Annotated in this window: 22 protein-coding genes; 11 read left to right on the top strand and 11 right to left on the bottom strand. The window is 65.7% G+C overall.

Annotation, left to right across the window (positions count from 1 at the left end):
• Positions 1 to 511 (top strand): FUSC family protein (locus AC5RTT_RS05305; protein WP_494144317.1); only part of this gene is annotated, 511 nt, incomplete at its 5' end.
• Here the strand turns inward: AC5RTT_RS05305 and AC5RTT_RS05310 are convergent.
• From AC5RTT_RS05310 to AC5RTT_RS05330, 5 genes are all read right to left on the bottom strand, one after another.
• Positions 479 to 1,252 (bottom strand): SDR family NAD(P)-dependent oxidoreductase, encoded by a 774-nt coding sequence (locus tag AC5RTT_RS05310; protein ID WP_494144318.1) that lies wholly within the window; start codon positions 1,250 to 1,252, stop codon positions 479 to 481. The two genes, AC5RTT_RS05305 and AC5RTT_RS05310, sit on opposite strands and share 33 nt — an antisense overlap.
• An 80-nt stretch (positions 1,253 to 1,332) precedes the next feature.
• The gene (locus AC5RTT_RS05315; RefSeq protein WP_494144369.1) at positions 1,333 to 3,129 is read right to left on the bottom strand and encodes an IucA/IucC family protein; all 1,797 of its coding nucleotides are present in this window, start codon (positions 3,127 to 3,129) and stop codon (positions 1,333 to 1,335) included.
• A gap of 56 nt (positions 3,130 to 3,185) precedes the next feature.
• Positions 3,186 to 3,755: a GNAT family N-acetyltransferase gene (locus AC5RTT_RS05320; RefSeq protein ID WP_494144319.1), complete on the bottom strand. Its 570-nt coding sequence runs from the start codon at positions 3,753 to 3,755 to the stop codon at positions 3,186 to 3,188.
• Positions 3,752 to 5,119, bottom strand: coding sequence for a lysine N(6)-hydroxylase/L-ornithine N(5)-oxygenase family protein (locus AC5RTT_RS05325; RefSeq protein ID WP_494144320.1), 1,368 nt, complete (start codon positions 5,117 to 5,119; stop codon positions 3,752 to 3,754). The genes AC5RTT_RS05320 and AC5RTT_RS05325 overlap by 4 nt, the downstream gene beginning before the upstream one ends.
• Entirely contained in the window at positions 5,116 to 6,717 is a 1,602-nt protein-coding gene (locus AC5RTT_RS05330) for a pyridoxal phosphate-dependent decarboxylase family protein (RefSeq protein ID WP_494144370.1), read from the bottom strand. Before AC5RTT_RS05330 ends, AC5RTT_RS05325 begins: the two co-directional genes overlap by 4 nt.
• A gap of 281 nt (positions 6,718 to 6,998) precedes the next feature.
• Between AC5RTT_RS05330 and AC5RTT_RS05335 the strand changes: the two genes are divergently transcribed.
• Complete coding sequence (locus AC5RTT_RS05335) at positions 6,999 to 7,340, top strand: hypothetical protein (protein ID WP_494144321.1); 342 nt, start codon at positions 6,999 to 7,001, stop codon at positions 7,338 to 7,340.
• 182 nt (positions 7,341 to 7,522) lie between these two features.
• Positions 7,523 to 7,849 carry a hypothetical protein gene (locus tag AC5RTT_RS05340; protein WP_494144322.1) on the top strand — a complete coding sequence of 109 codons (327 nt, stop codon included), beginning with the start codon at positions 7,523 to 7,525 and terminating at the stop codon, positions 7,847 to 7,849.
• 27 nt (positions 7,850 to 7,876) lie between these two features.
• Here AC5RTT_RS05340 and AC5RTT_RS05345 read toward each other — a convergent pair whose 3' ends face one another.
• The 3 genes from AC5RTT_RS05345 to AC5RTT_RS05355 form a co-directional block, all read right to left on the bottom strand.
• On the bottom strand, positions 7,877 to 8,836 hold the full coding sequence (locus AC5RTT_RS05345; RefSeq protein WP_494144323.1) for an NAD(P)/FAD-dependent oxidoreductase: 960 nt from the start codon (positions 8,834 to 8,836) through the stop codon (positions 7,877 to 7,879).
• Between the two features lie 107 nt (positions 8,837 to 8,943).
• Positions 8,944 to 9,273: a GNAT family N-acetyltransferase gene (locus tag AC5RTT_RS05350; RefSeq protein WP_494144324.1), complete on the bottom strand. Its 330-nt coding sequence runs from the start codon at positions 9,271 to 9,273 to the stop codon at positions 8,944 to 8,946.
• Positions 9,242 to 10,549, bottom strand: coding sequence for an acyltransferase family protein (locus AC5RTT_RS05355; RefSeq protein ID WP_494144325.1), 1,308 nt, complete (start codon positions 10,547 to 10,549; stop codon positions 9,242 to 9,244). Before AC5RTT_RS05355 ends, AC5RTT_RS05350 begins: the two co-directional genes overlap by 32 nt.
• A gap of 362 nt (positions 10,550 to 10,911) precedes the next feature.
• Between AC5RTT_RS05355 and AC5RTT_RS05360 the strand changes: the two genes are divergently transcribed.
• Positions 10,912 to 11,124 carry a dodecin gene (locus AC5RTT_RS05360; protein WP_009357757.1) on the top strand — a complete coding sequence of 71 codons (213 nt, stop codon included), beginning with the start codon at positions 10,912 to 10,914 and terminating at the stop codon, positions 11,122 to 11,124.
• An 83-nt stretch (positions 11,125 to 11,207) separates the two neighbouring features.
• Here AC5RTT_RS05360 and AC5RTT_RS05365 read toward each other — a convergent pair whose 3' ends face one another.
• Together AC5RTT_RS05365 and AC5RTT_RS05370 are read right to left on the bottom strand one after the other, a co-directional pair.
• Positions 11,208 to 11,426, bottom strand: coding sequence for a hypothetical protein (locus AC5RTT_RS05365; protein ID WP_494144326.1), 219 nt, complete (start codon positions 11,424 to 11,426; stop codon positions 11,208 to 11,210).
• Positions 11,427 to 11,554: 128 nt separating this feature from the next.
• Positions 11,555 to 12,457 (bottom strand): helix-turn-helix domain-containing protein, encoded by a 903-nt coding sequence (locus AC5RTT_RS05370; RefSeq protein ID WP_494144327.1) that lies wholly within the window; start codon positions 12,455 to 12,457, stop codon positions 11,555 to 11,557.
• A gap of 204 nt (positions 12,458 to 12,661) precedes the next feature.
• On the opposite strand from AC5RTT_RS05370, the gene AC5RTT_RS05375 reads away from it, so the two are divergent.
• From AC5RTT_RS05375 to AC5RTT_RS05405, 7 genes are all read left to right on the top strand, one after another.
• On the top strand, positions 12,662 to 13,483 hold the full coding sequence (locus tag AC5RTT_RS05375; protein WP_494144328.1) for an aldo/keto reductase: 822 nt from the start codon (positions 12,662 to 12,664) through the stop codon (positions 13,481 to 13,483).
• 45 nt (positions 13,484 to 13,528) lie between these two features.
• Positions 13,529 to 14,500 carry an aldo/keto reductase gene (locus AC5RTT_RS05380; protein WP_494144329.1) on the top strand — a complete coding sequence of 324 codons (972 nt, stop codon included), beginning with the start codon at positions 13,529 to 13,531 and terminating at the stop codon, positions 14,498 to 14,500.
• A complete protein-coding gene (locus tag AC5RTT_RS05385; RefSeq protein WP_494144371.1) occupies positions 14,497 to 15,519 on the top strand; it encodes an SDR family oxidoreductase in 1,023 nt (340 codons plus the stop codon). The genes AC5RTT_RS05380 and AC5RTT_RS05385 overlap by 4 nt, the downstream gene beginning before the upstream one ends.
• 233 nt (positions 15,520 to 15,752) lie before the next feature.
• Entirely contained in the window at positions 15,753 to 18,305 is a 2,553-nt protein-coding gene (locus AC5RTT_RS05390; RefSeq protein WP_494144330.1) for a rhamnogalacturonan lyase, read from the top strand.
• A 29-nt stretch (positions 18,306 to 18,334) separates the two neighbouring features.
• A complete protein-coding gene (locus tag AC5RTT_RS05395) occupies positions 18,335 to 19,168 on the top strand; it encodes an aldo/keto reductase (RefSeq protein WP_494144331.1) in 834 nt (277 codons plus the stop codon).
• A gap of 133 nt (positions 19,169 to 19,301) precedes the next feature.
• The gene (locus AC5RTT_RS05400; protein ID WP_494011769.1) at positions 19,302 to 19,568 is read left to right on the top strand and encodes a GlsB/YeaQ/YmgE family stress response membrane protein; all 267 of its coding nucleotides are present in this window, start codon (positions 19,302 to 19,304) and stop codon (positions 19,566 to 19,568) included.
• A gap of 123 nt (positions 19,569 to 19,691) precedes the next feature.
• Positions 19,692 to 20,279, top strand: a complete 588-nt coding sequence (locus AC5RTT_RS05405) for a hypothetical protein (protein WP_494144332.1) — start codon at positions 19,692 to 19,694, stop codon at positions 20,277 to 20,279.
• 174 nt (positions 20,280 to 20,453) lie between these two features.
• On the opposite strand, the gene AC5RTT_RS05410 is transcribed toward AC5RTT_RS05405, so the two are convergent.
• Positions 20,454 to 21,044 carry a DM13 domain-containing protein gene (locus AC5RTT_RS05410; RefSeq protein WP_494144333.1) on the bottom strand — a complete coding sequence of 197 codons (591 nt, stop codon included), beginning with the start codon at positions 21,042 to 21,044 and terminating at the stop codon, positions 20,454 to 20,456.
• Positions 21,045 to 21,126: the final 82 nt, after the last annotated feature.

Genomic DNA, 21,126 nt, shown 5'->3' on the forward strand with positions numbered 1-21,126 from the left:
CATCGGCGTCTTCAGCGGCAGCGGCCACCCGCACTGGGCGATGGCGGCGGCCGCCGTGCCGCTCGCGGGTGCAGACCTCCCCAGCAGTGTCCGCCGCGGCATCCACCGGATTGTGGGGACGTTCGTGGGGCTGGCGGTCGCCGCCGTCGTGATTCTCCCGGAGCCCTGGACACTTACCGGATTGTTCCCCCGGCAGCAGGCCATCCTGCTGGCCCTGCTGGTGATCCTGTTCCAGTTCACCACCGAGCTGTTCATGGCCCGCCACTACGGCTTCGCCATGGTGTCCTTCACGCCCGTCATCCTGCTGATGACCCAGCTCGCGGCCCCCATGGACCCCGCGCTCCTGATCCTGGAACGCGGCGCGGAGACCCTGGTGGGCGCGCTGGTGGGAATTCTGGTGGTGGTTACGGTGCGCCGGGCCGGAACGCGGAGTTTCGCCGCCCTGCTGGGGCGGGGCCCGCTCGTCCGGCTTCCGCCCCTACTTCGGCTTCCGCGCAGGTCCCGCCACTAGCTTCGCCGGCGCCACCCGCGCCACCGCGGCCACCAGCTTGTACCGCTTGGACGGGATGGACACGGCCCTGCCGCGTTCGTTGTCCGCCAGGGCCTCGCGCACCACGCGGTCCGCGTGCAGCCAGGCCCAGGAGGGGGCCACCGACTTGTCCATGCCCATCCGGTCGTGGAATTCCGTGTGGGTGAACCCGGGGCAGACGGCAGTTACCCTGATGCCCTGCTTGCGGTACGCCAGGTTAGCCCAGCGGCTGAAGCTCACCAGCCATGCCTTCGCCGCGGAGTAGGTGCCGCGCGGCAGGAACGCGGCGATGCTTGCCACGTTGATGATCCTGCCGCTGCGGCGTTCCAGCATGCCTTTCAGTGCGGCATGCGTCAGCACCATGGCGGTTTCGCCGTGCAGTTTCAGGTGCTTTTTCTCCTCCAGGATGCGATTGTCCTCGAAGTTGTGCAGCAGCCCGATCCCGGCGTTGTTGACCAGGAGGCCTACCGGCCGCTCCGGATCGGAGAGGCGTGCGACGACGGCGGCCACCCCTGCGTCGTCCGTGAGGTCGGCGGGGAGCACCTCAGCCGTAATTCCGTAGCGCCGTTCCAGGTCCGCCGCGGCTTCCTCAAGGCGGGCACGGTTCCGCGCCACCAGGACCAGGTTGGTGCCCTGGGCGGCGAGCTGGCGTGCGAACTCGGCGCCCAGGCCCGCGCTGGCCCCGGTGATGAGTGCTGTGGTTCCGGAGGTTTTAGCCGTCATGCTGCAAGCCTAGCTATATGCCGGGCCATCCTGGACCCGCCCCCAATCGGCCCCCAGGCGGCCTTCTTCCCAGGGCGTCCTCAGGCAAAGCGGGCCAGTGGGTTGGCCAGGCGTCCGGCCATCTGCAGTCCGCCGGACGGGTCCGTGAGGTCCAGCATCTGCTGGTTGTTCCTGAGCTGGAGCCGGTTCAGGCAGGACAGCTCGAAGTCCGCAGCGAAGAGGTTGTGGCGGGCAAACTGGTCCGCGAGCTCCGGATGCTGCTCCTGGTACTCCTTCACGGCCGCGGCAGCCGTCCGCCAGAACTCCTCCTGGCCCAGCGTCCCGTCGTCCTCCAGCAGCGCCGCCATGAACCGGAAGATGCAGTCGAAAATGTCCGTGAAGATGGCCAGGACCTTTTCGCCGTCCGGGATGGCGGCCTTGATCCGGGACACCTCTTCGGGAAGGTCCAGACGGTCCCCCATCACCACGATTTCCTCGGCGATGTCCTTCATGATGGCCCGCACCGGCACCCCGTCCTGGAGGACCAGGATGACATTTTCGCCGTGCGGCATGAACGCCAGCTCGTACCTGTACAGGCAGTGCACCAGCGGCACCAGGTACGCGTCGAAGTAGCGGCGCAGCCAGTCCGCGGGGGCTAGCCCGGAGCGTTCAATCAGTGCGGACACCATTGGCAGGCCCTGCGCATCAACGTGCAGGAGCGAAGCCATCGTGGCCAGCTGCTGCCCGTCCCGGAGCAGGGGCAGCGGGCTTTCACGCCACAGCGCGGACAGCATTTTCCGGTAAGGCGACCCGTTGGCCGAACCGGCCTCGTAGTAACCATTGTGGTAACCCAGGGCAGCGATCTCGCCGATCATGGTGAAGCCCCGCTCCTGCAGGGCGCCGTCCGCCTCGATCAGGTTCCGCAGCCAGTCGTTGATGGCCGGAGTGGCCTTCATGTACTGCGGTGACAGCCCGCGCATGAAGCCCATGTTCAGCACGGACATGGCAGTTTTGACGTAGTTCCGGGCCGGAACACTGGTGTTGAAGAACGTCCGGATGGACTGCTGGGCCTGGTACTGGTCTGAGCCCGACCCCAGGTAGACGATGCGCTGGCTGGCAATTTCGGCCGCGAACGTGACGGTCAGCTTGTTCTCCCACTGCCAGGGGTGGACAGGCATGAAGAAGTACTGCTCCGGATCGAGGCCCTGGAGCTGCAGTTCGCTGGTGAAGTCGGCCGCCAGCGGGCCGAGCTCGGCGTACATGTGGGTCCGGTAGTCCAGCCCGGCGCTCGAGGTGAAGACGGCGTGGCTGCGGTGCACGGCGATCCACTCCAGCTGAACCGCCGCCCCGGTTTCCGGGGCGAAGGCGTGGTAGTCGCTGATGCCAAAACCCAGCCGGCCGTTGTTGGCCACAAAGCAGGGGTGGCCCTCGGTCATGCTCCGCTCGATCGCCTGGAAGTCGGCGGCGGTGTCTTGGCCGCCGGTCACGCCGGCCGCGAGTTCTGCGGCAGACGGCTGGCCGGCCCACTGCTTGTACGCGTGGCTTGCCAGGGTGCTGCTGATTTCCTCCAGGTAGACGGGGAGCATCTGGATGTTGATCCCCAAGGTCTCGTGGAACGCCGTGATGAACCCCAGTACGTCCAGCGGCGCTTCCGTGCCGCCTTGGAAGTAGCGGATGGACGCGGCATCGATGGCCCAGTGTTCCAACTCCAGGACGCGGGCGGTGAACCGGTACTCGTGGAGCCCGTCGCCGCTGTGGAGGCGGTAGCTGCCGGGCTCGCCGTCCACCGGTTCGGGCGTGAGGATCCGCTCGTGCGAGAACTCGGCGAGCGCCTTGCGCAGCAGGTGCCGGTTGGCCCTGCTCCAGCGCTCCGCGTCCAGGTGCGGGGCGGCGTTCATGGTGCCGGCGCCGGGGGTGCCGCGGCGGGGGGGTGCGAAGGTGTCGAAGTGGACTGTCACAGTGATGCTCCCTGCGGGACTGGCGTGGAAAGAGTGTCTAGTGCGGCCCTGGCGGCAAGGTAGTCGGCGCGGGTGCAGAAGCTGAGCAGGGCTTCCTTGTCCGGCAGGGTGACCACCCCGGCAGACTGGAACCCGAGCCGTTCGTTGAGGGCGTGGATCTTGGTGTTCCGGGCATCCGGTTCCACCACCACGCGCTCCACCTCCGGCCGGTCAAACAGCCGGCCAAGGACGGCATCCATCACCGCCGTGGTGTAGCCGGATTCGGGGTTTCCCGACGGCGGGGCAACCAGCAGGTGCATGCCCACGTCGCCGGGCTGGACTGCGTAGAGGCCGGTCAGCGGCGAGGACGCCGGAAGGTACTCCTCCATCAGGAAGGCGGGGACGCCGCCGTCGAGCCCCAGAATCGCGTGGTGGTGGCCGCTGGACTGGATTTTGGCGTATTCCGCCACCACGTCCTCCTCGCTGGCGGACAGCATTCCCCAGAAGGAGGCGTAGGGCTGGGTCACCCAGCTGTGCAGGAGCGGCGCGTCGGCCTTGGCGTCAAGGCAGCGGAACGTGAACCTCATGCCGGCACCTCCGCTCCGGTGGTAGCCGGTGCGGCGGGCGCGCCAGCGGCGGCCGGGGAACCGAACTGCTGGAACGCGATGCTGCGCTCCACCTGGTACACCTCGCGGCCGGTGATCTCCCGCAGGATGCAGGAGTTGCGGTAGGCACCCATGCCCAGGTCCGGGGTGACGAAGCCGTGGGTGTGGAGTTCGGCGTTCTGGACGAAGATCTCGCCCGGCTCGACGCCGGTGCTGTAGTTCCGGTCCACCGCGAACCTGCCGGCGCTGTCCCGGGCTATCCGGTCCTGCACACCGGCCAGGAACGCCGGCTCCCGGTAGCCGTAGCCGGTGGCAAACACCACGGCTTCACTGTCCAGCGTGTAGGAGGTGCCCTGTTCGCCGTGGCGGAACTGCAGGGTGTGGGTGCCGGCGACCGGGTCCCACTGCGCCCCGGTCAGTGTGGAATGGGTCAGCAGCTGGCTATTGACAATGCCGGACATGCTCTTGGCGTAGAGCAGGTCGTAGATCGCATCGATCAGGTCCGAGTTGATCCCCTTGTAGAGGTTCTTCTGCGTCTTGTTGAGGTGGTCCCTGCGCTCCTGTGGCAGTCCGTGGAAGTAGTCCACGTACTCGGGCGAGGTCATCTCCAGGGTCAGCTTGGTGTACTCCAGCGGGAAGAACCGGCCGGAGCGGGTCACCCAGTTCAGCTGGTAGCCGTGGACGTCGGCTTCCTGCAGGAGCTCGTAATAGATCTCGGCGGCACTCTGGCCGCTGCCCAGGATGGTGATGCTGCGCTGCTGCTGGAGCTCGGCTTTCCGGGCCAGGTAGTCGGCATTGTGGAAGGCCACTCCCCCGCTCCCGGCCGCAGCGCCTGCAACGATGCCGGCACCCGCTTCCGGCACGTAAGGGGAGGTGCCGGTTCCCAGCACCAGCCGCCGGGCGTAAAGTACCTCAGGCCCATCGGGACCGGAGACGGCCAGGCGGTACAGACCGCCGTCGTACGCCGTATCCAGCACAGCCGTGCCAAAACGGACGGAAGCCAGCTGGCCCGCCACCCACTGGCAGTACTGGTTGTACTCGGCGCGCAGGGGGTAGAAGTTTTCCCGGATGTAGAAGCGGTACAGCCGGCCCGTCTGCTTCAGGAAGTTCAGGAACGAATAGGGCGAGGTGGGGTCCGCCATGGTGACGAGGTCCGCCATGAAGGGTACTTGGAGGTGGGCGGGCTCCAGCATCATCCCGGGGTGCCAGTCAAAGGACTCGCGCTGCTCCAGGAAGATGCCCTCCACCCCTTCCACAGGCTCGGTGAGGGCGGCGAGGCCCAGGTTGAAGGGCCCGACGCCGATGGCGGCAAAGTCGTAGATCCTGCGGCTGTCCTGGGTGCTCATGCGGATACCTCGCTCTGCAGCAGTCCGGCGCCGGTGGTGCGGAGGAGGCCGATGATCTCGGCGATGTCCTCGAGCGTTGCCTCGGCGTTGAGGAGTGTGAATTTCAGGTAGTGCCGGCCCCCCACTTTGGTGCCGGCAACAACTGCCTGGCCGGATGCGAACACGGCGGCGCGGATGGCGGGGTTGATGGCGTCGGCGGCGTCCTCGGACAGGCGTTCCCCGCTGCCCAGCACCGGGCGGTAGCGGAACACCAGGGTGCTGAGCTGCGGCGCTGCAGCGAGCTCGAAGTCGTCGTCGACCTCGAGGAGGGAGCCCACTCGGGCGGCGAGGTCGATCGCCTCGTCGAACAATGCCCCGACGGCGTCCGCACCCATGATCCGCAGGGTGAGCCACAGCTTGAGCGCGTCGAACCGGCGGGTGGTCTGGATGCTCTTGTCCACCTGGTTGGGGATGTCGGCCAGGGCAGCGCTCTCCGGGTTCAGATAGTCGGCGTAGTAGGTGATGTGGCGCAGCATGGCGGACTCGCGGACCAGGAGGGCGCTGGAGCTGACCGGCTGGAAGAAGGTCTTGTGGAAGTCCACGGTGACAGAATCCGCGAGGCGGGTGCCGTCCAGCAGGTGCCGGTAGCGCCCGGACACCATGAGTCCGCCGCCGTACGCGGCGTCGATGTGGAACCAGGCGCCGTAGGCCTTGGCGAGGGCGGCGAGGTCTGCGAGCGGGTCCACCGCGCCGAAGTCCGTGGTCCCTGCAGTGGCCACTACCGCCATGGCGGTCAGGCCCGCGCGGCTTGCTTCCGCCATGGCCTCGGCGAGGGCCGCAGGGTCCATCCTGTGGTCCGCGGTGCAGGGGATGCTGATGACGGCGTCGAAGCCGAGGCCCAGCATGGAGGCCGACTTCTGGATGCTGAAGTGGCTGTCCGCCGAGGTGAAGATCCGCAGGGTATCCAGCAGGGCAGGGAGGCGGAGGCCGCTGCGGGCGGGATCCTGCCGGAGCCCCGCCACGGCGTGGTTCCGCGCGATCAGCAGCGCCTGGAGGTTGGACTGGCTGCCCCCGGAGGTGAAGATGCCGTCCGCGTTGTCACCCAGGTGCAGTCGCTCCGCCGTCCAGTCGATAAGGCGGCGTTCGATCATGGTGGCGCCCGCGCTCTGGTCCCACGTGTCCAGTGAAGAGTTCACCGCGGACAGGATGGCCTCGCCCACCAGGGCGGGAATCACCACTGGGCAGTTGAGGTGGGCGGCGTACTTGGCGTCGTGGAAGTAGATGGCGTCCCGGAGGTAGACGGATTCGAGTTCCTGGAGCGCGGCCGCGGTGTCCGGCAGTGGGGCATCCAGGTCCACGGCGCCCACGCGGGCCTTCATTTCCGAAGGCCCGACGCCGGTGAATGGTTTGGTGGTGCGCTCCAGCTTGGTTGCCACTGCGTTAACGCCCTGCAGAACCTGCGCCACGTAGCGCGGCGAGTTCCGTGCGTTGAACAGATGGTTGGTTGCCCCCAGCGCGAGTTCCACCCGGGAGCCAAAGTCCTGCCCCGGCGGCTCGGGTTTTGTGTCCACACCACTGCTGCGGTGGTCATCCACGGGTAACTCGTCAAGGCGGGGCATCAGCGACACTCGTCTTCCTTCGGTCAGGAGCTGGGGAATTACAGAGGTAAGCGTTACTTAGGTAACCCTTTTAATCAAACTTTTGTGCTCTATTTCTCTACTGCCGCGAAATCCGGGGGCTTTGGGGCCTCTCCAGCGTCATTGACTGGCGCGTGGCGCAGGAGGTGAAGCACAATGCCCCACCCGCCGACCGAAAGCCGCCACGGCGCGCGGCGGCTGCCGGCGCGGCTAGGGTGGACTTACCAGCAGCACTGAACGCTGCGTTTCGATCTGGGGGAACAATGGAACAGGTACCTGCGCACGCGATCGGGTTTCGGGAAGTGGACCGGGACGGGACTCCCATTCCTGAGGACAACGAACAGGCAGCCCGGAACCCGGAGGGCGGCAGCACGTTTGCCTTCAACCCCTTCATTGCCGCCCTCTGGCTCCTCACTGCCGTGCTCATTGGCGGCGGAACATGGATTTTCGCCAACGCGGAAATCTTCCTGGGCCCCGGCAGCGGCGGGATGCCGGCGCAGTTCCTGGTGTTTACCTTTACGCCCTATGCGGTCTTCGCCGGGATTGCAGCGCTCATCAGTCTGCTGCTCTGGCACGCGCTGCAGTGGCAGCGCAAGCGGGCGTAGGGAGCAGCTCCTGAAAGGCTCGGGGCAGGAAAGCGACCTCCCTGGCATGTGTCGCTGGCCACAACGGATTTGCCCGTTTATTAGTAAGCATGCTTAGGTAATGGTTGTAAATGAACCTCCGCAAGCAGTTCGCGGCGGGGCTGCCCACGCTGGGGGCCTCGTGAAGAAGCCCAAGGATGAACATGATGGCCACCGCTACCGAAGATCAGTTGACGGCGTTTGGGGAACGCCCAGCGGGAGAAGCATCTCCCGCGGAAACGACCCAGACGCTGGATATGGGGCTGCTGGTCACACTCAACTCGCGCATGCACTGCCGCATGCCCATGCAGCGGATCGATCCCGCCGAGCTTCCCGTCCACCAGCCCGTCCATGTGGACGGGACCGGTATCGTTCCGGTCGGCATGGCCGCCGGCAGTGACACGGTAGTGAGCTACCGCTGCGCCTGTGGTTTCACGATGGATGACCCTGCCGCCAGCCTCGTGGTCACCCCGCAGGCCCTCGCCAGCTAAGCACCGCGGCTGGAGCCGCGCCCGTCTTTAGTGGCTGTAGGCCCGCGCCGCCGCCACGGCTTGCCGCGTATCCGCCAGCACCAGGTCCGCATTGATGGCAGAAGCGGCACGCAACCCGGCAGCCGCCGCCGTCATCACCTGCGCTGAAACATCCGTGGCATTGCCGGCAGCCCACACTCCGGGACAGGAGGTCAGTCCTGAATCGTCCGCCTGCAGGCGGCTGCCTTCCCCCTCGTCCAGCCCGCAGGGTTCCAGCCCCAGGCGCTGGAGCATGTTCGCCTTGCTTACGGTTGCCGGACTGACAGCCAGCACGTCCAGCGGCCGTACACTCCCGTCGTTAAGAGTCAGCCCGGCGAGTTTGTCTGCCTGGACATCCAGTCCACTTACTATGCCGTCAACTACCCGGACGGAACGGGCACGCAACTGTTCCTGCTCCTCAGGGCTGAGCGTAAGCGCGCCGTTCAGGAAGAGGGTTACGTCCTGGCTCCATTGCCGGAAGGTCAGCGCCTCCGGGACAGAATTGGAGTCCGCCGCCAAGACGCCAATCCGCTGATCCCGAATCTCCCAGCCGTGGCAGTAGGGGCAGTACAGGACATCCCGCCCCCAGCGTTCTGCCAGCCCGGGAATTGCAGGCAACTCGTCAGTGATCCCGGAGGCGATCAAGAGCCTGCGGGCAGTCAGGGTTGCGCCTTCCCGGAGCGAGAGGACAAAATTTCCGCCCTGACGGCGTGCCGACACTACGAATCCCCGGCGGGCGGTCCCGCCGAACCGTGCCAGCTCGTCCCGGCCCGCAGACACCAGGTCCTGCGGGCTCATGCCTTCACGGCTCAGGAAACCGTGCACCCCGGCTGCCGTCAGGTTCCGCTGTTCGCCGGCGTCGATCACCACCACAGAGCGCAGGGCCCTGGCGAGGGCAACGCCCGCGCTCAGCCCGGCCGGTCCCCCGCCTATGACTGCAACATCGAACAATGCTTCCGGATGAGCCATGGTGTCCTTACGCCTTGCTTTTACGGCCTTTGCTACCGGTCAAGTACCCGGTGCAGTGGAACCATAACGGCGTGGGCGGTGGGGCTCTTCAGGATGCAGCCATGCGGCTACCCCTCCGGCCAGTCAACAAACTGTTCGTAGCCCTCGTGCTTGCGCAGGTAGCCGGAAATGAACGGGCAGTGCGGAATGATGCGTTTACCGGTGGCCACGACGTCGTCCAGCGCAAAGTGGGCCAGCACCTTGCCCAAGCCGCGCCCCTCGAAGTCCTGGCTGGTTTCGGTGTGGGTGAAGTCGATGTGGCCGGGCAGGTCCCGGAAGAACGACTGCACGGCCAAATTGCCCCCCACCAGCAGCTCGTAGCGCTGCTGCGCATCGTTGCGCCGCAGGGTGACGTCGGGGGTGAACCTATCCTCGGTGGACATCGTGTTCTCGGTCATGGTTCGACACTGGCACTACTTCACCCCGCTGGCAATGCCAGAGCAACAGCATTAGGGCAGCGGCGAAGCAGGCTGCGCCAGAACCCAGCAGTCCCAGCGAGAGGCCGCTGAAGGCCGCGGCCCCGACCGGAAGGAAGACCACGAGGACGGCGGCCGCCACCCGGGCGGGCCGGCAGCGGGTGCCGGGAACCGTCGTCGGACGTTCCTCCAGGCGGCCAAAGGCCAGCACGGCGGCTCCCAGCAGGAGGATCAGCGCCAAGAGGACCAGGGGCCTTGCCCACCACCACTCCGCCGTGCCTGAAGCGGGTTTGGGCAACGGAGTGAGGAGCAGCAGCCCTGACATTCCGACCAGCAGGGGAAGGTGCCACAGATACACCGTGAGGGAGCGGCTTCCCGCGACCATCATGAGCCTGCTGACCCACCGCACCGAGCACACCGGGACCAGCACCGGCCGCGCCAGCTCAAGGAGGGCCGCCTGCGAGATGCCCAGCAGGAGCAGGCAGAGGTTGGGCGGGTTGAGGTTGACCAGCATGTTGCCCGGATACAGTCCCACACCCGTCACGGCACCGAGGACGAGGTTGGCCCCCACGGCAAGGGCAAGCAGCCCGGAACGCGACATCCGGGACCAGTGGCCGTCGGCCAGAAGGAACCCCACCTGCTGGATGGCGCACCACAGGAACACCAGATTGGCGTGCGCAAGACCGGGAAGCGCCCCGCGGAGGCAGTCAACCGCTACCACCAGCGCAGACAGCGCTCCGAAAGTGAGCCAGGGGGCGCGGCGCTGCAGGGCGGCCAGGAGCGGGATGTTCAGCTGGGCCGCAAGGTAGGCGGCCAGGAACCACAGGGGCATCCCCGCGCCGGTCGCCATCAGCTGGAGCACCTGCGGATGCACACCCAGCAGCCCTGCCGCGCCCAGGCCTCCGAACATCACCACCAGCAGCGCGGTGGCGGGGCGTACCAGGCGCAGGAGCCTCGCCCGGACAAACTGGGAGGCCGTTCCGCCACCCTTGCTCAGCCGCCGCCAGGACTGCAGGCCGGTGATGCCGCCGGTGACGAAAAACAGCGGCATGACCATGAAGATCCAGATGACCGGAACAAACCAGTCCTGCTCGGCGAGCGTGTTTTGCGTGGTCACCGTGCCGTCGGCATGCAAGACAGGGCTCATCATCATGCAGTGGCCCACCACCACCAGGGCCAGGCAGACGAAGCGCACAAGGTCGATGACGGCGTCGCGGCCCTCCGCCAAAACCGGCCGGAAACCCCTTGCGTGCCTCATTGTGCCGCCCATTACCGGGCCTGCGGAATCCTGACGCTGGTCACAGCACCATTCTGCTCCTGTTGCGGATGGTGTTGAAGGGGCGGATGGGCTTGCGGCGGGACGGCCGGGCCCCGGGCTGGGCCGTCCCGGCAGCAGACTCTGGACGACCTGAAAACCCTGGTGCTGGGCAGCACGTAGCTTGCAAAGGGCCAATGTGCTGGAAGTCCGGACGTCCGTATCCGGAAGAAACTCTCGCGTCAGGTTCGCAGTGATGGCCCCTGACCGCACATACGGATAAGGGCTGGTCAAGGCTCCGGAAGTCCTACTAGTCTTCAAGAACGGCCCGCAACCGGGAGCAACGATGATCACGAGGAGCGAAGTTGTCCAACCACACGTACAGCATTTCTGAAATTGTCGGCACGTCGGATCAGGGTGTGGACGACGCCGTCCGGAACGGAATCGCCAAGGCCTCCCAAACGCTGCGGAACCTCGACTGGTTCGAGGTGAAGGAGATCCGCGGACACTTGGAGGAAGGCAAGATCGCCGACTGGCAGGTCACAATGAAGATCGGCTTCCGCCTCGAGGAACACTAAAACCCCGCGACTGGCCCGCAGCGGCGCACTTAAACCAATGGGTTTAGGCGCCAGCTGCGGGCCAGTCCGCGTTTAAGGTGGCCCTAGTTGGCCGAGGCGATGTCCGAAGGACGCCGCCGCCACACCGTCGGGACGCCGTCGAACGCGGGGAACACATGTCCTTCGAAGAAGGACAGCACGGTGTGGGGATCGTGGTCGGGGCTCCACAATCCGGATACCGGGCAGTACGAGCCGGTGGCGGTGGACGAGGCGTTGCCGGCGTTACCTGCCTGGCGTTCCTTCAGCAGGGCGATGCGTTTCATCTTTGAGACCATCCTTGGTGGGCGAAGAGCTTGTTCCTCCAGCCTAGGAACAGCACCCCACCCCACCAATGGGCGCCTGGCCAGAATTGCCGCCCTGCTCTGGACAAATGTACAGCCGCCCGGCGGCCCTACCCTTCCCCCGTCTCGCGTGGTGCCGCGACGGCGTCACTTTCCTCCCGCTGCGGCCCCGCTCCGGGCGCACCGAGGCTGCCCAGCAGGGCAAGCGAGTCCGACGCCGGCGAGCCGGGCCGGGCGGAATAGACCCGCAGCGTCTGGTCGGGGTCGTCCGGCAAGGCGAGGTTTTCAAAGTTCAGTTCCAGGTCCCCCACGGCCAGGTGGTGGAGCCGGACGGTTCCCGCCGCCCTCGTCGCTACCCGGTGTCCCGCCCACCAGTGCCGGAAATGCTCGCTGTGCACCGCGAGCTCGCCCACCAGCTGGCTGGCCTGGGGATCGTTGGGGTGCCGCCCCACGTCCAGCCGGAGTGCTCCCGTTGCCTCCGCCGCCACCGTCTTCCAATCCCGGAACAGTTCCCGGGCCGCAGGATCGAGGATTAGCCAGCGGGTGAGGTTGCGCTCGGCGGCCGGAAGGGCTGGGAAATCAGTGAAGAGCAGGAACGCCATCCGGTTCCCGGCCAGGACGTCGCTGCGCCGCCCCAGGACCATGGCGGGTACGTCCCCCAAAGCCTCGAGGAGGTGCCGGAGCGCCGGCCGGACGCCCTGCACGGCGGCCCCGGACGTCCGGGGTGTTCCGGCACAGTTCTCCAACAGATCCAGCATGTGCTCGTGTTCGCTGCTGTCCAGCTGCAGCGCCCGGGAAACGGCGTCGAGGACCGTCCGTGAGGGGTGGATGTTGCGGCCCTGCTCCAGCCGGACGTAGTAGTCAGTGCTGACTCCGGCCAGTCGCGCCACTTCCTCACGCCGTAGCCCGGGAACCCTTCGCGCCCCTGGAGTGGAACCGGCTCCGGCCACTTCCGGACTCAACCGTGACCGCATGGCTTTGAGGAATTTTCCGAATTCGGCGCTTTGACCCATGGTGACCATTGTGCCCGGCGTTCCCCGCGCCTTCTACAACGAAGGTAGGACTGGCAGTCCTAGGAAAAAGAGAATCATCCTTAGCTGCTGACTTGGGGGCGAAAAATGCATAGGCTCAGACCAGAGCCAGCGGAAACCGCTTTCTCTGGTCGAGCAAACGGCATCCCTTTCCAGCATTCGCACCAGCACCTGCAAGGAGCACCAATGTCAGAGCTGACACTGAACAACGGCGTCACCATCCCCCAGCTTGGCTTCGGCGTATTCCAAGTCCCGCCGGAAGACACGCAGCGGACCGTCGAGGACGCACTGGAGGCCGGCTACCGCCATATCGACACTGCCGCCGCCTACCAGAACGAGGCAGGCGTCGGCGCTGCCATTGCGGCCACCGGCATCGCCCGCGAGGACATCTTTATCACCACCAAGCTGCGCAACGGCGAGCAGGGCCGTGCCCAGGAGGCCTTCCAGAACAGCCGCAAGGCGCTGGACCTGGACTACATCGACCTTTACCTCATCCATTGGCCGGTTCCGTCGCAGGGCCTCTATGTCCAGGCCTGGAAGGAGATGGAGCGGCTGTACGAGAACAAAGAGATCCGGGCAATCGGCGTCTCCAATTTCCTCTCCGAGCACCTGGACACCCTGCTCGAGTCCTCCGAAATCGTCCCAGCCGTCAACCAGATCGAACTCCATCCCAGCTACCAGCAGGCAGAGCTCGCCGGGAAGTGCCGGAGCCTGGGGATCGAGGTGGAGGCGTACAGTCCGTTGGGACGGGGCGCGGACCTCAACGGAAACGCCGTCACCTCCATCGCCAACGCCCACAACGCCACCACTGCCCAGGTGGTGCTCGCCTGGCACCTGGCGGCCGGCAACATCGTCATCCCCAAGTCCGTGAACCCCGGACGCATACGGGAAAACTTCGCCGCCTCGTCCCTCACGCTCTCCAACGACGAACTCTCCGCCATCAGCGCCCTCGAGTCGGGCGCCCGCCAGGGTTCCGATCCCGCCGTCGCATCCTTCACCCAGCTATAGCGGCTTTCCGGCCGGCGCAACCGCCAAACGCTGAAAGGACTTTCCATGGAATACACCCATCTGGGCCGGTCCGGCCTCAAGGTCTCCCGCCTCTGCCTTGGCACCATGAACTTCGGGCCGCAGACGGAGGAATCCGATGCCCACAGCATCATGGACTCCGCCCATGAGAACGGCATCAACTTCTTCGATACCGCCAACGTCTACGGCGGCACGGGGCACCGCGGCTGGACCGAGGAGATCATCGGGCGCTGGTTCGCCAAGGGTGGCGAGCGCCGCGAACACACGGTGCTGGCCACCAAGCTCTACGGCACCATGACGGACCGGCCGAATGAGTCCAGGCTGTCCGCCCTCAATATCCGCCGCGCCCTGGACGCCAGCCTCAAGCGGCTGCAGACGGATTACATCGACGTCTACCAGTTCCACCACATCGACCGGGATACCCCCTGGGACGAAATTTGGCAGGCCATTGAAGTGGCAGTCCAGCAGGGCAAGATCCTCTATTCCGGCAGCAGCAACTTCGCCGGCTGGCATATTGCCCAAGCGCAGGAGGCCGCGCGGCGCCGGAACTACACCGGCCTGGTCAGCGAGCAATCCATCTACAACCTGTTCATGCGGCAGGTGGAGCTGGAGGTCATCCCTGCCGCACAGGAGTACGGGCTGGGGCTTATCCCGTGGTCACCCCTCCAGGGCGGGCTCCTGGGCGGGGTGCTGAAGAAGGAGCGCGACGGCGTCCGGCGCACCGAGGGACGTGCGGCCGAAACCCTGAAGAAGCACGAAGACCAGATCCGCCAGTACGAGGACTTTGCCGATGAGCTGGCCCACGAGCCCGGCGACGTCGCCCTGGCATGGCTCCTCCACCAGCCGGCTGTGACGGCCCCGATCGTGGGCCCGCGCACCCAGGAGCAGCTGGATGCCGCCATTCGGGCGCTGGACGTCACCCTGGATGCCGACGCCCTGAAGCAACTGGATGCCATCTTCCCGGGCCATCGGACAGCCCCGGAGGATTACGCGTGGTGATCCCACATCCTGAAGCCGGGCCGGTGGCGCCGCGGAGCATCCTGTTCATCGGCGGCACCGGGGTAATCAGCACCGCGGCAGCGGAACGCGCCGTCGGGCTGGGCCACCGGCTCACCATCCTCAACCGGGGCAGGACCACCAGGCCGGTCCCGGAGGGGGCGGAGATCCTGCACGCGGACATCCGGGACCAACAGGCCGTCCGGGAGGTGCTGGGCGGGCGGGAGTTCGACGCCATTGCCGACTTCATCACCTACACCCCGGACCAGGCGCAGGCGGGCCTGGACCTGTTCCGGGGCAGGACCGGACAGTACGTCTTCATCAGCTCCGCGTCCGCCTATCAGAAACCACCTACCCGGCTGCCGATCCTTGAGTCCACGCCGCTGAAAAACCCCTTCTGGCAGTACTCCCGGGACAAGATCGCCTGCGAAGAACTGCTGTTCCGTGCCTACCGGGACGACGATTTTCCACTGACAGTGGTCCATCCTTCCCACACCTACGACCGGACCAAGATCGCCATGGTGGGCGGCTGGACGGACATACACCGGATGCGCGCCGGCCTGCCCGTCATGGTGCACGGGGACGGCACCTCGCTCTGGACCCTGACCCACAGCCGGGACTTCGCCCAGGCCTTCGTCGGCCTTCTCGGCCTGCCCCAGGCGGTGGGTGAGAGCTACACCATCACGTCCGACGAGTACCTGCCCTGGAACCAGGTCTACCGGCTTTTCGCCAGGGCCGCGGGCATCGCGGAGCCGGAGCTTGTCCACGTGGCATCGGAGACCATCGCCACACACAACCCCGGGATCGGCGCCAACCTGCTGGGTGACCGCTCCCACTCAGTCATCTTCGACAACACCAAAATCAAGGCCCTCGTCCCAAACTACACGGCCACGATTCCCTTCGCCGACGCCGCCCGGGAAATCGTGCAATGGCATGACTCCCACCCGGAACTGCAGGTGGTGGACCAGGCCTACATGGAGCTCACGGACAAGCTCACGGCCTGGGCGCGCAGCGGCGCATAGCCACGCGTAGCGCTCGCCCCAGGCACCAGGCACCAGGAACACCGGGCAACTCCTCGCACCAGGAACACCGGGCGCCCCCCGCATCTGTTCCGCGAGGGGGGCGCCCCACTCCATCTCTACAACGTTCTAAATAGCGTGCTTCGGACGTGAATTCAAGGCTTGTTTTATTCCCTCCCCCTACCCTAGGTTACTGGGGAAGCGTTTTCCCGATACAAAATTGAAAGGATTCACCGATGAATCCCACCAAGACAAGCCTGCGCCTGCTGTCCGTCGGCGCCCTCGGCGTGGCCCTGACATTCGGCTGCATCGCAGCCCCGGCCTCCGCCGTCGGTCCCTCCCCCAAGTCGGGCAACCCGGCCGTCCAGTTGGACCACCTGGACCGCGGACTGGTGGCCGCAGGCACGTCCGAGGGCGTCTTCCTCAGCTGGCGGCTGCTGGGCCACGAGGCCACCGGTTCTTCCGACACGGGCGTCACCGGCACCGACTTCAACGTGTACCGGGACGGCCAGAAGCTGGCCACGGTCACGGACAGCACCAACTACCTGGACGCCTCCGGGACCGCCGCCTCGAAGTACCAGGTGCGCGCCGTCGTCGAAGGCGTTGAACTGGACGAAAGCGCCACCGCAACCTCCTGGGGCGGAAACTTCAAGGACATTCCGCTGAAGAAGCCGGCCGACGGTATTACCCCGGCCGGACAGGCCTACACCTACTCCGCCAACGACGCATCGGTGGCCGACGTTGACGGTGACGGCCAATACGAGTTCATCGTGAAGTGGGACCCCAACAACTCCAAAGACGTCTCGCAGGTGGGTTACACCGGCAACACCTATGTGGACACCTACAAGGCGGACGGCACCCTCCTGCACCGGATCGACCTGGGCGTCAACATCCGCTCGGGCGCGCACTACACGCAGCTGCTCGTCAACGACTTCGACGGCGACGGACGCGCAGAGATGATGATGAAGACGGCGCCGGGGACAAGGAGCGCCAACTACAACGCGGACGGCAGCGTCGCGTCCCAGCAGTTCATCACCCTCCTGCAGTCGGACATCGAAGCAGGCTACGCCAACACGGACGACTACCGGATGAGCGCTGCGGACTACTACCAGCACGTGGTGGAGATGTTCCAGGGCTGGAGCGAGCACCCAGAGGTGAAGGCCGGCAACTGGCCCGCCACCCTCGAGGAAGCCTTCGGCATGGCGCCGAAGTACCAGTACCCGCTGTCCACATCCGATGCCAAGGCGTTGGCCGACTACTTCATCGACGTTTACGCACCCTCCCGCAGCGGACGTAACAACCTGCGGGCCTTCGAGGGCTTCATCCTCTCCGGCCCGGAATACCTCACCGTTTTCGAGGGCGCAACCGGCAAGGAGCTGAAGACGGTGGCCTACGAGCCGGGGCGGCACGACGACGGCCTGATGTGGGGCGACTACGCCATGGCCCGGATCGAGCCGGGCAACCGCGTGGACCGGTTCCTGGCCGGCGTCGCGTACCTGGACGGGCAGAAGCCCGCAGCGGTCTTCGCCCGCGGCTACTACACCCGTACCACCCTGGCCACCTACACCTGGGACGGCACCAACCTCTCCCCGGTCTGGAACCTCGACTCGGGCTGGGCGCCCATGACCAACCCGTTCAATGACTCCCCACACGGCCGCGACGGCACGGACCCCCAGTACGGCAAACTCACCACGCAGGGCTTCCACTCGCTGAGCGCCTCGGACGTGGACGGCGACGGCAAGCAGGAGATCGTCTACGGTTCCGCGACGATCGACGACGACGGCTCGGTCCTGTACAGCTCGTTCGACACCATGCCGCAGGGGAGCGCAACGCCGGGCGAAGAGGCGCGGCTGGGCCACGGCGACGCCATGCACGTGACGGACATCGACCCCCACCGGCCCGGCAAGGAAATCTTCACCGTGCACGAGGGCGGCACCTGGGCACCCTACGGCTACGCTATGCGGGATGCCGGCACCGGGGAGGTGCTGTTCGGAGCCTACTCGGGCAAGGACACCGGCCGGGGCATGATCGGCGACGTGGACCCCGCCGTGCCCGGCATCGAGAACTGGGCCATCGGCATGCAGTCCGCCGACGGCGACAAGCTCTCCACGTCCCAGCCCGGCACCAACATGAGCATCAAGTGGGCAGCGGACATGACCACGCAGATCATCAACGGCTCCGGCGACCAGACCCCCAGCATTGATGACTGGAAGCGCGGCCGGCTGCTGACCGCGGAGGGAACGCGCACCAACAACGGCACCAAGGGAACACCCAGCCTGGTGGCGGACGTGGTGGGTGACTGGCGGGAGGAGATGCTCGTCCGGACCGCGGACAGCACCGCCCTGCGAATGTACATCAGCACCGAAGTGACCAACCACAAGCTGTACACGCTGATGCACGATCCGCAGTACCGTGCAGAGGTTGCCCGGCAGAACACCAGCTACAACCAGCCCTCCTACACCGACTTCTACCTCGCCTCCGACATGGAGTTTGGTGATGTGCCGCTGCGCGCCGCCTGGCTTCCGGGCAGCGTGAAGGCACTGCAGCACGCACTGGAGGACTTGACGGAGTCGAAGGATGTCGCCGGCCCGGTGGCAAGCCAGCTCACGGAAAACGTGCGGCAGGCAGCGAAGGCCGTTGAGGACGGCGACCCGGAGAAGGCTGCGCGGACGCTGGAGCGGTTCGTGGACTTCCTTGCACAGCAGAAGGGCCCGGACAAGGTTTCAGATACCGCCCGGACCGTGCTGAACTACAACGCCGGGAACATTCTCCGGGCTTTTGGGAGCTAGGACGGCGCCCGACGGGAGAGACTGTTCTCATGACACTTGCACCGCTGATCAAACTCAATGACGGCTACTCCATCCCGCAGGTAGGTCTTGGCACTTGGCCGCTGGACGACGATCAAGCCGCTGCCGCCGTCGTCCAGGCCGTGGAAGCCGGATACCGGCACATCGATACGGCCGTGAAATACGGCAACGAGCAAGGGGTGGGGAACGGCATCCGTGCCTGCGGCGTGGACCGGAGCGAGCTATTCATCACCACCAAGCTCGACGGCCAGTTCCAGGGGAACGACAGGGCGGTGGAAGGGCTTGAGGGTTCGCTGAAGCGGATGGGACTGGACTACGTGGACCTCCTGCTGATCCACTGGCCGCTGCCGGCGCGGGATGAGTACATCTCCACGTGGAAGACGTTTGAGCGGCTCCAGGCGGAAGGAAAGGTGCGCTCCATAGGAGTGTCCAATTTCAAGCCTGCCCATTTGGAGCGGTTGATGGCAGAAACTGACGTGGTTCCTGCCGTCAACCAGATCCAGCTGACGCCGGCGGTAACCCGGGCCGCTGAGCGGGAGTTCCACCAGAAGCACGGAATTGTCACCGAATCCTACAGTCCGCTGGGCGGGTCCGGGGCGGCCCTGCTGGACGCGCCCATCCTCACGCAGCTAGCCGAAAAGCATGGCAAAACGCCCGGCCAACTGGTGCTGCGGTGGCACATTCAACACGGACTGGTAACGATTCCGAAAACAGCGAATCCGGACCGGATGAGGGAGAATCTGGACATCTTCGATTTCGCCCTTGATCCGCAGGATCTAGCGGAATTGGCCATTCTGGACGAGGGGCCCGGAGCTGGTAACGATTCAGACGTCACAGGGCACTAAAACAGCCCTGAAATGCACTTTTTCCCTCTTCCGGGGTTGGCAAAAAGATAGTAAGCATGATTACTATTGAGTCAGAAGGATGAAGTGCTTCCGGGATCCGGAGGCCTCCTTTACTTAGGAAGAGGAACGAAAAATGGGATTTATTGCATTTCTGATTCTCGGACTTATTGCTGGTGCGATCGCTAAGGCGATCCTTCCGGGCCGACAGGGTGGCGGCTGGCTCATCACCCTGGTTCTGGGCGTCGTAGGAGCACTCCTCGGCGGCTGGATCGGCGGCATGGTCTTCGGCACCGGGCTGCAGGAGTTCTTCTCGCTGCAGACGTGGCTGCTGGCCATCGGCGGCGCTCTTATCGTGCTGCTTGTCTACGGCATGATCACCAAGCGCAGCGTGCGCGGCTAACCTAGCCCGCAAGCCAGGAAACCGGCCCGGGGACATAATCCCCCGGGCCGGTTTTCATATTCCCGGCCATGGGCCTTCCGGCCGGCCGGAATAGAAAACCTTCTCACGGAGCAGGAGTTCATCGTGAAAAACAAGCTTCTTTTGGGTATCGGAATTGCCACCGGGTACGTCCTTGGATCCCGGTCGGGGCGCGCTGCGTACGACAAACTCAAGGCACGCGCCGCAGGAATCTGGGACAGCAAGCCTGTCCAGGACAAGGTTCACGTTGCCACGGATGCCATCAAGGAAAAGGCACCGGAAGTGGCTGACCAGCTGACCGAGGCGGCACGCCGGGCGGGGACCGTGCTTGGCTCTGCAATGCATCGTGACGGTGCCTCCGGGTCCTCGGGCGACGGCACGCCTGCAACGTCCGACGCCGGCACTTCCACGGTTACACCCGGCACCGGAACAGGCGCTGGCACCACAGGCGCGGCCACCCCGGGCGGCTATGGAACCACGGGGACCGGAACTTCTTCCGGCACCACCGGAACGTCGGGCAACCTGGGCGCGACGGGAAACCTCAGCGCGGCCGGGGCAACCGGTGCAGCCGGAACGTCCGGAACCCTGAACGATGCGGGCGACCTCGGCGAGGACCACATCCCCGCGCACAGCACCCACCCGGAAACAACAAACCTGGGAACCACGTCCGATGAGGGTGGTTCGAAGGCCTAAAGCGCTGTGCGTCAGATCATGACGCGGGAAGCACGCTTGACAAGGGGGCATTGACTTCCCTGTGCTACAACTGAATCGCCATGCCGGCCGTCGCGATCCTTGGGGGACGCGGCGGCCGGCAGCTTTTTATGATTCAGGCATGCCGGGCCTTGGAAGAGACAGGCTTCCGGGGCATCAGGTGACCAGGTCAGCGGCGCCGAAGGAAACGCTGAACTGCACGCACCAGAGGTCCACTGACTTGTACCGTGCAAGATCAACGTCAGCAGGAATATCGTAGACCTGGTTGCCTTGATTTCCCTTGATCAGGCCCAGGTCGTAGTACTCGGCGGAACCTGCCGTAAACCAGCCGGCTGTGCCCTCCACTACCTTGGCAGCGCTCAGCCAGACGTGGACATCCGGGCCGTTCGACGTCTCCAGGTTCTCCAGGGTCAGCAGCCTCTTGCCGTCGGGCTGTTCAACGATCCGGACAGTGCCCGTGGTGGTGTGTTCGTGACTGATGAGCGTGCCCACGGCCAGTTGCCGTGGCCCGGCAGGCGCCGCCGGAGGAGCCTGGGATTGGGTGGCGTCCCCGCCTGGAACGCCGGAGGGCGAAGGCTGTGGCGGGGTGGTCTGGCTGGCCACAAACGGAAGTTGCTCGTCCACCCGCACGTCCACGAAAAGCAGCCACGGCTTGAACACGACAAGCCCCACCACCAAAGCCCCGACTGCCAGAACCGCCAGGATGACCTTCGATCGCCGGCCCAGCCGGCCGCGGTTTCTGCCCATGGCTCCATCGTCCGCGCATTAGCTTGCCGCCGCAATGACGCCACGGACCCGCCTCGCCCACCTTGATCGCTTGGCTTCCCAC

This window comes from Arthrobacter sp. Y3221157 (assembly GCF_059089865.1).

Bases quoted from the DNA above. Each gene is read 5' to 3' on its own strand.
- AC5RTT_RS05365 (WP_494144326.1), bottom strand. From the start codon at position 11,426: ATGAAACGCATCGCCCTGCTGAAGGAACGCCAGGCAGGTAACGCCGGC.
- AC5RTT_RS05395 (WP_494144331.1), top strand. From the start codon at position 18,335: ATGACACTTGCACCGCTGATCAAACTCAATGACGGCTACTCCATCCCG.
- AC5RTT_RS05380 (WP_494144329.1), top strand. From the start codon at position 13,529: ATGGAATACACCCATCTGGGCCGGTCCGGCCTCAAGGTCTCCCGCCTC.
- AC5RTT_RS05375 (WP_494144328.1), top strand. From the start codon at position 12,662: ATGTCAGAGCTGACACTGAACAACGGCGTCACCATCCCCCAGCTTGGC.
- AC5RTT_RS05390 (WP_494144330.1), top strand. From the start codon at position 15,753: ATGAATCCCACCAAGACAAGCCTGCGCCTGCTGTCCGTCGGCGCCCTC.
- AC5RTT_RS05355 (WP_494144325.1), bottom strand. From the start codon at position 10,549: ATGAGGCACGCAAGGGGTTTCCGGCCGGTTTTGGCGGAGGGCCGCGAC.
- AC5RTT_RS05325 (WP_494144320.1), bottom strand. From the start codon at position 5,119: ATGAGCACCCAGGACAGCCGCAGGATCTACGACTTTGCCGCCATCGGC.
- AC5RTT_RS05335 (WP_494144321.1), top strand. From the start codon at position 6,999: ATGGAACAGGTACCTGCGCACGCGATCGGGTTTCGGGAAGTGGACCGG.
- AC5RTT_RS05340 (WP_494144322.1), top strand. From the start codon at position 7,523: ATGATGGCCACCGCTACCGAAGATCAGTTGACGGCGTTTGGGGAACGC.
- AC5RTT_RS05320 (WP_494144319.1), bottom strand. From the start codon at position 3,755: ATGAGGTTCACGTTCCGCTGCCTTGACGCCAAGGCCGACGCGCCGCTC.
- AC5RTT_RS05330 (WP_494144370.1), bottom strand. From the start codon at position 6,717: ATGCCCCGCCTTGACGAGTTACCCGTGGATGACCACCGCAGCAGTGGT.
- AC5RTT_RS05370 (WP_494144327.1), bottom strand. From the start codon at position 12,457: ATGGGTCAAAGCGCCGAATTCGGAAAATTCCTCAAAGCCATGCGGTCA.
- AC5RTT_RS05315 (WP_494144369.1), bottom strand. From the start codon at position 3,129: ATGAACGCCGCCCCGCACCTGGACGCGGAGCGCTGGAGCAGGGCCAAC.
- AC5RTT_RS05410 (WP_494144333.1), bottom strand. From the start codon at position 21,044: ATGGGCAGAAACCGCGGCCGGCTGGGCCGGCGATCGAAGGTCATCCTG.
- AC5RTT_RS05400 (WP_494011769.1), top strand. From the start codon at position 19,302: ATGGGATTTATTGCATTTCTGATTCTCGGACTTATTGCTGGTGCGATC.
- AC5RTT_RS05345 (WP_494144323.1), bottom strand. From the start codon at position 8,836: ATGGCTCATCCGGAAGCATTGTTCGATGTTGCAGTCATAGGCGGGGGA.
- AC5RTT_RS05350 (WP_494144324.1), bottom strand. From the start codon at position 9,273: ATGACCGAGAACACGATGTCCACCGAGGATAGGTTCACCCCCGACGTC.
- AC5RTT_RS05310 (WP_494144318.1), bottom strand. From the start codon at position 1,252: ATGACGGCTAAAACCTCCGGAACCACAGCACTCATCACCGGGGCCAGC.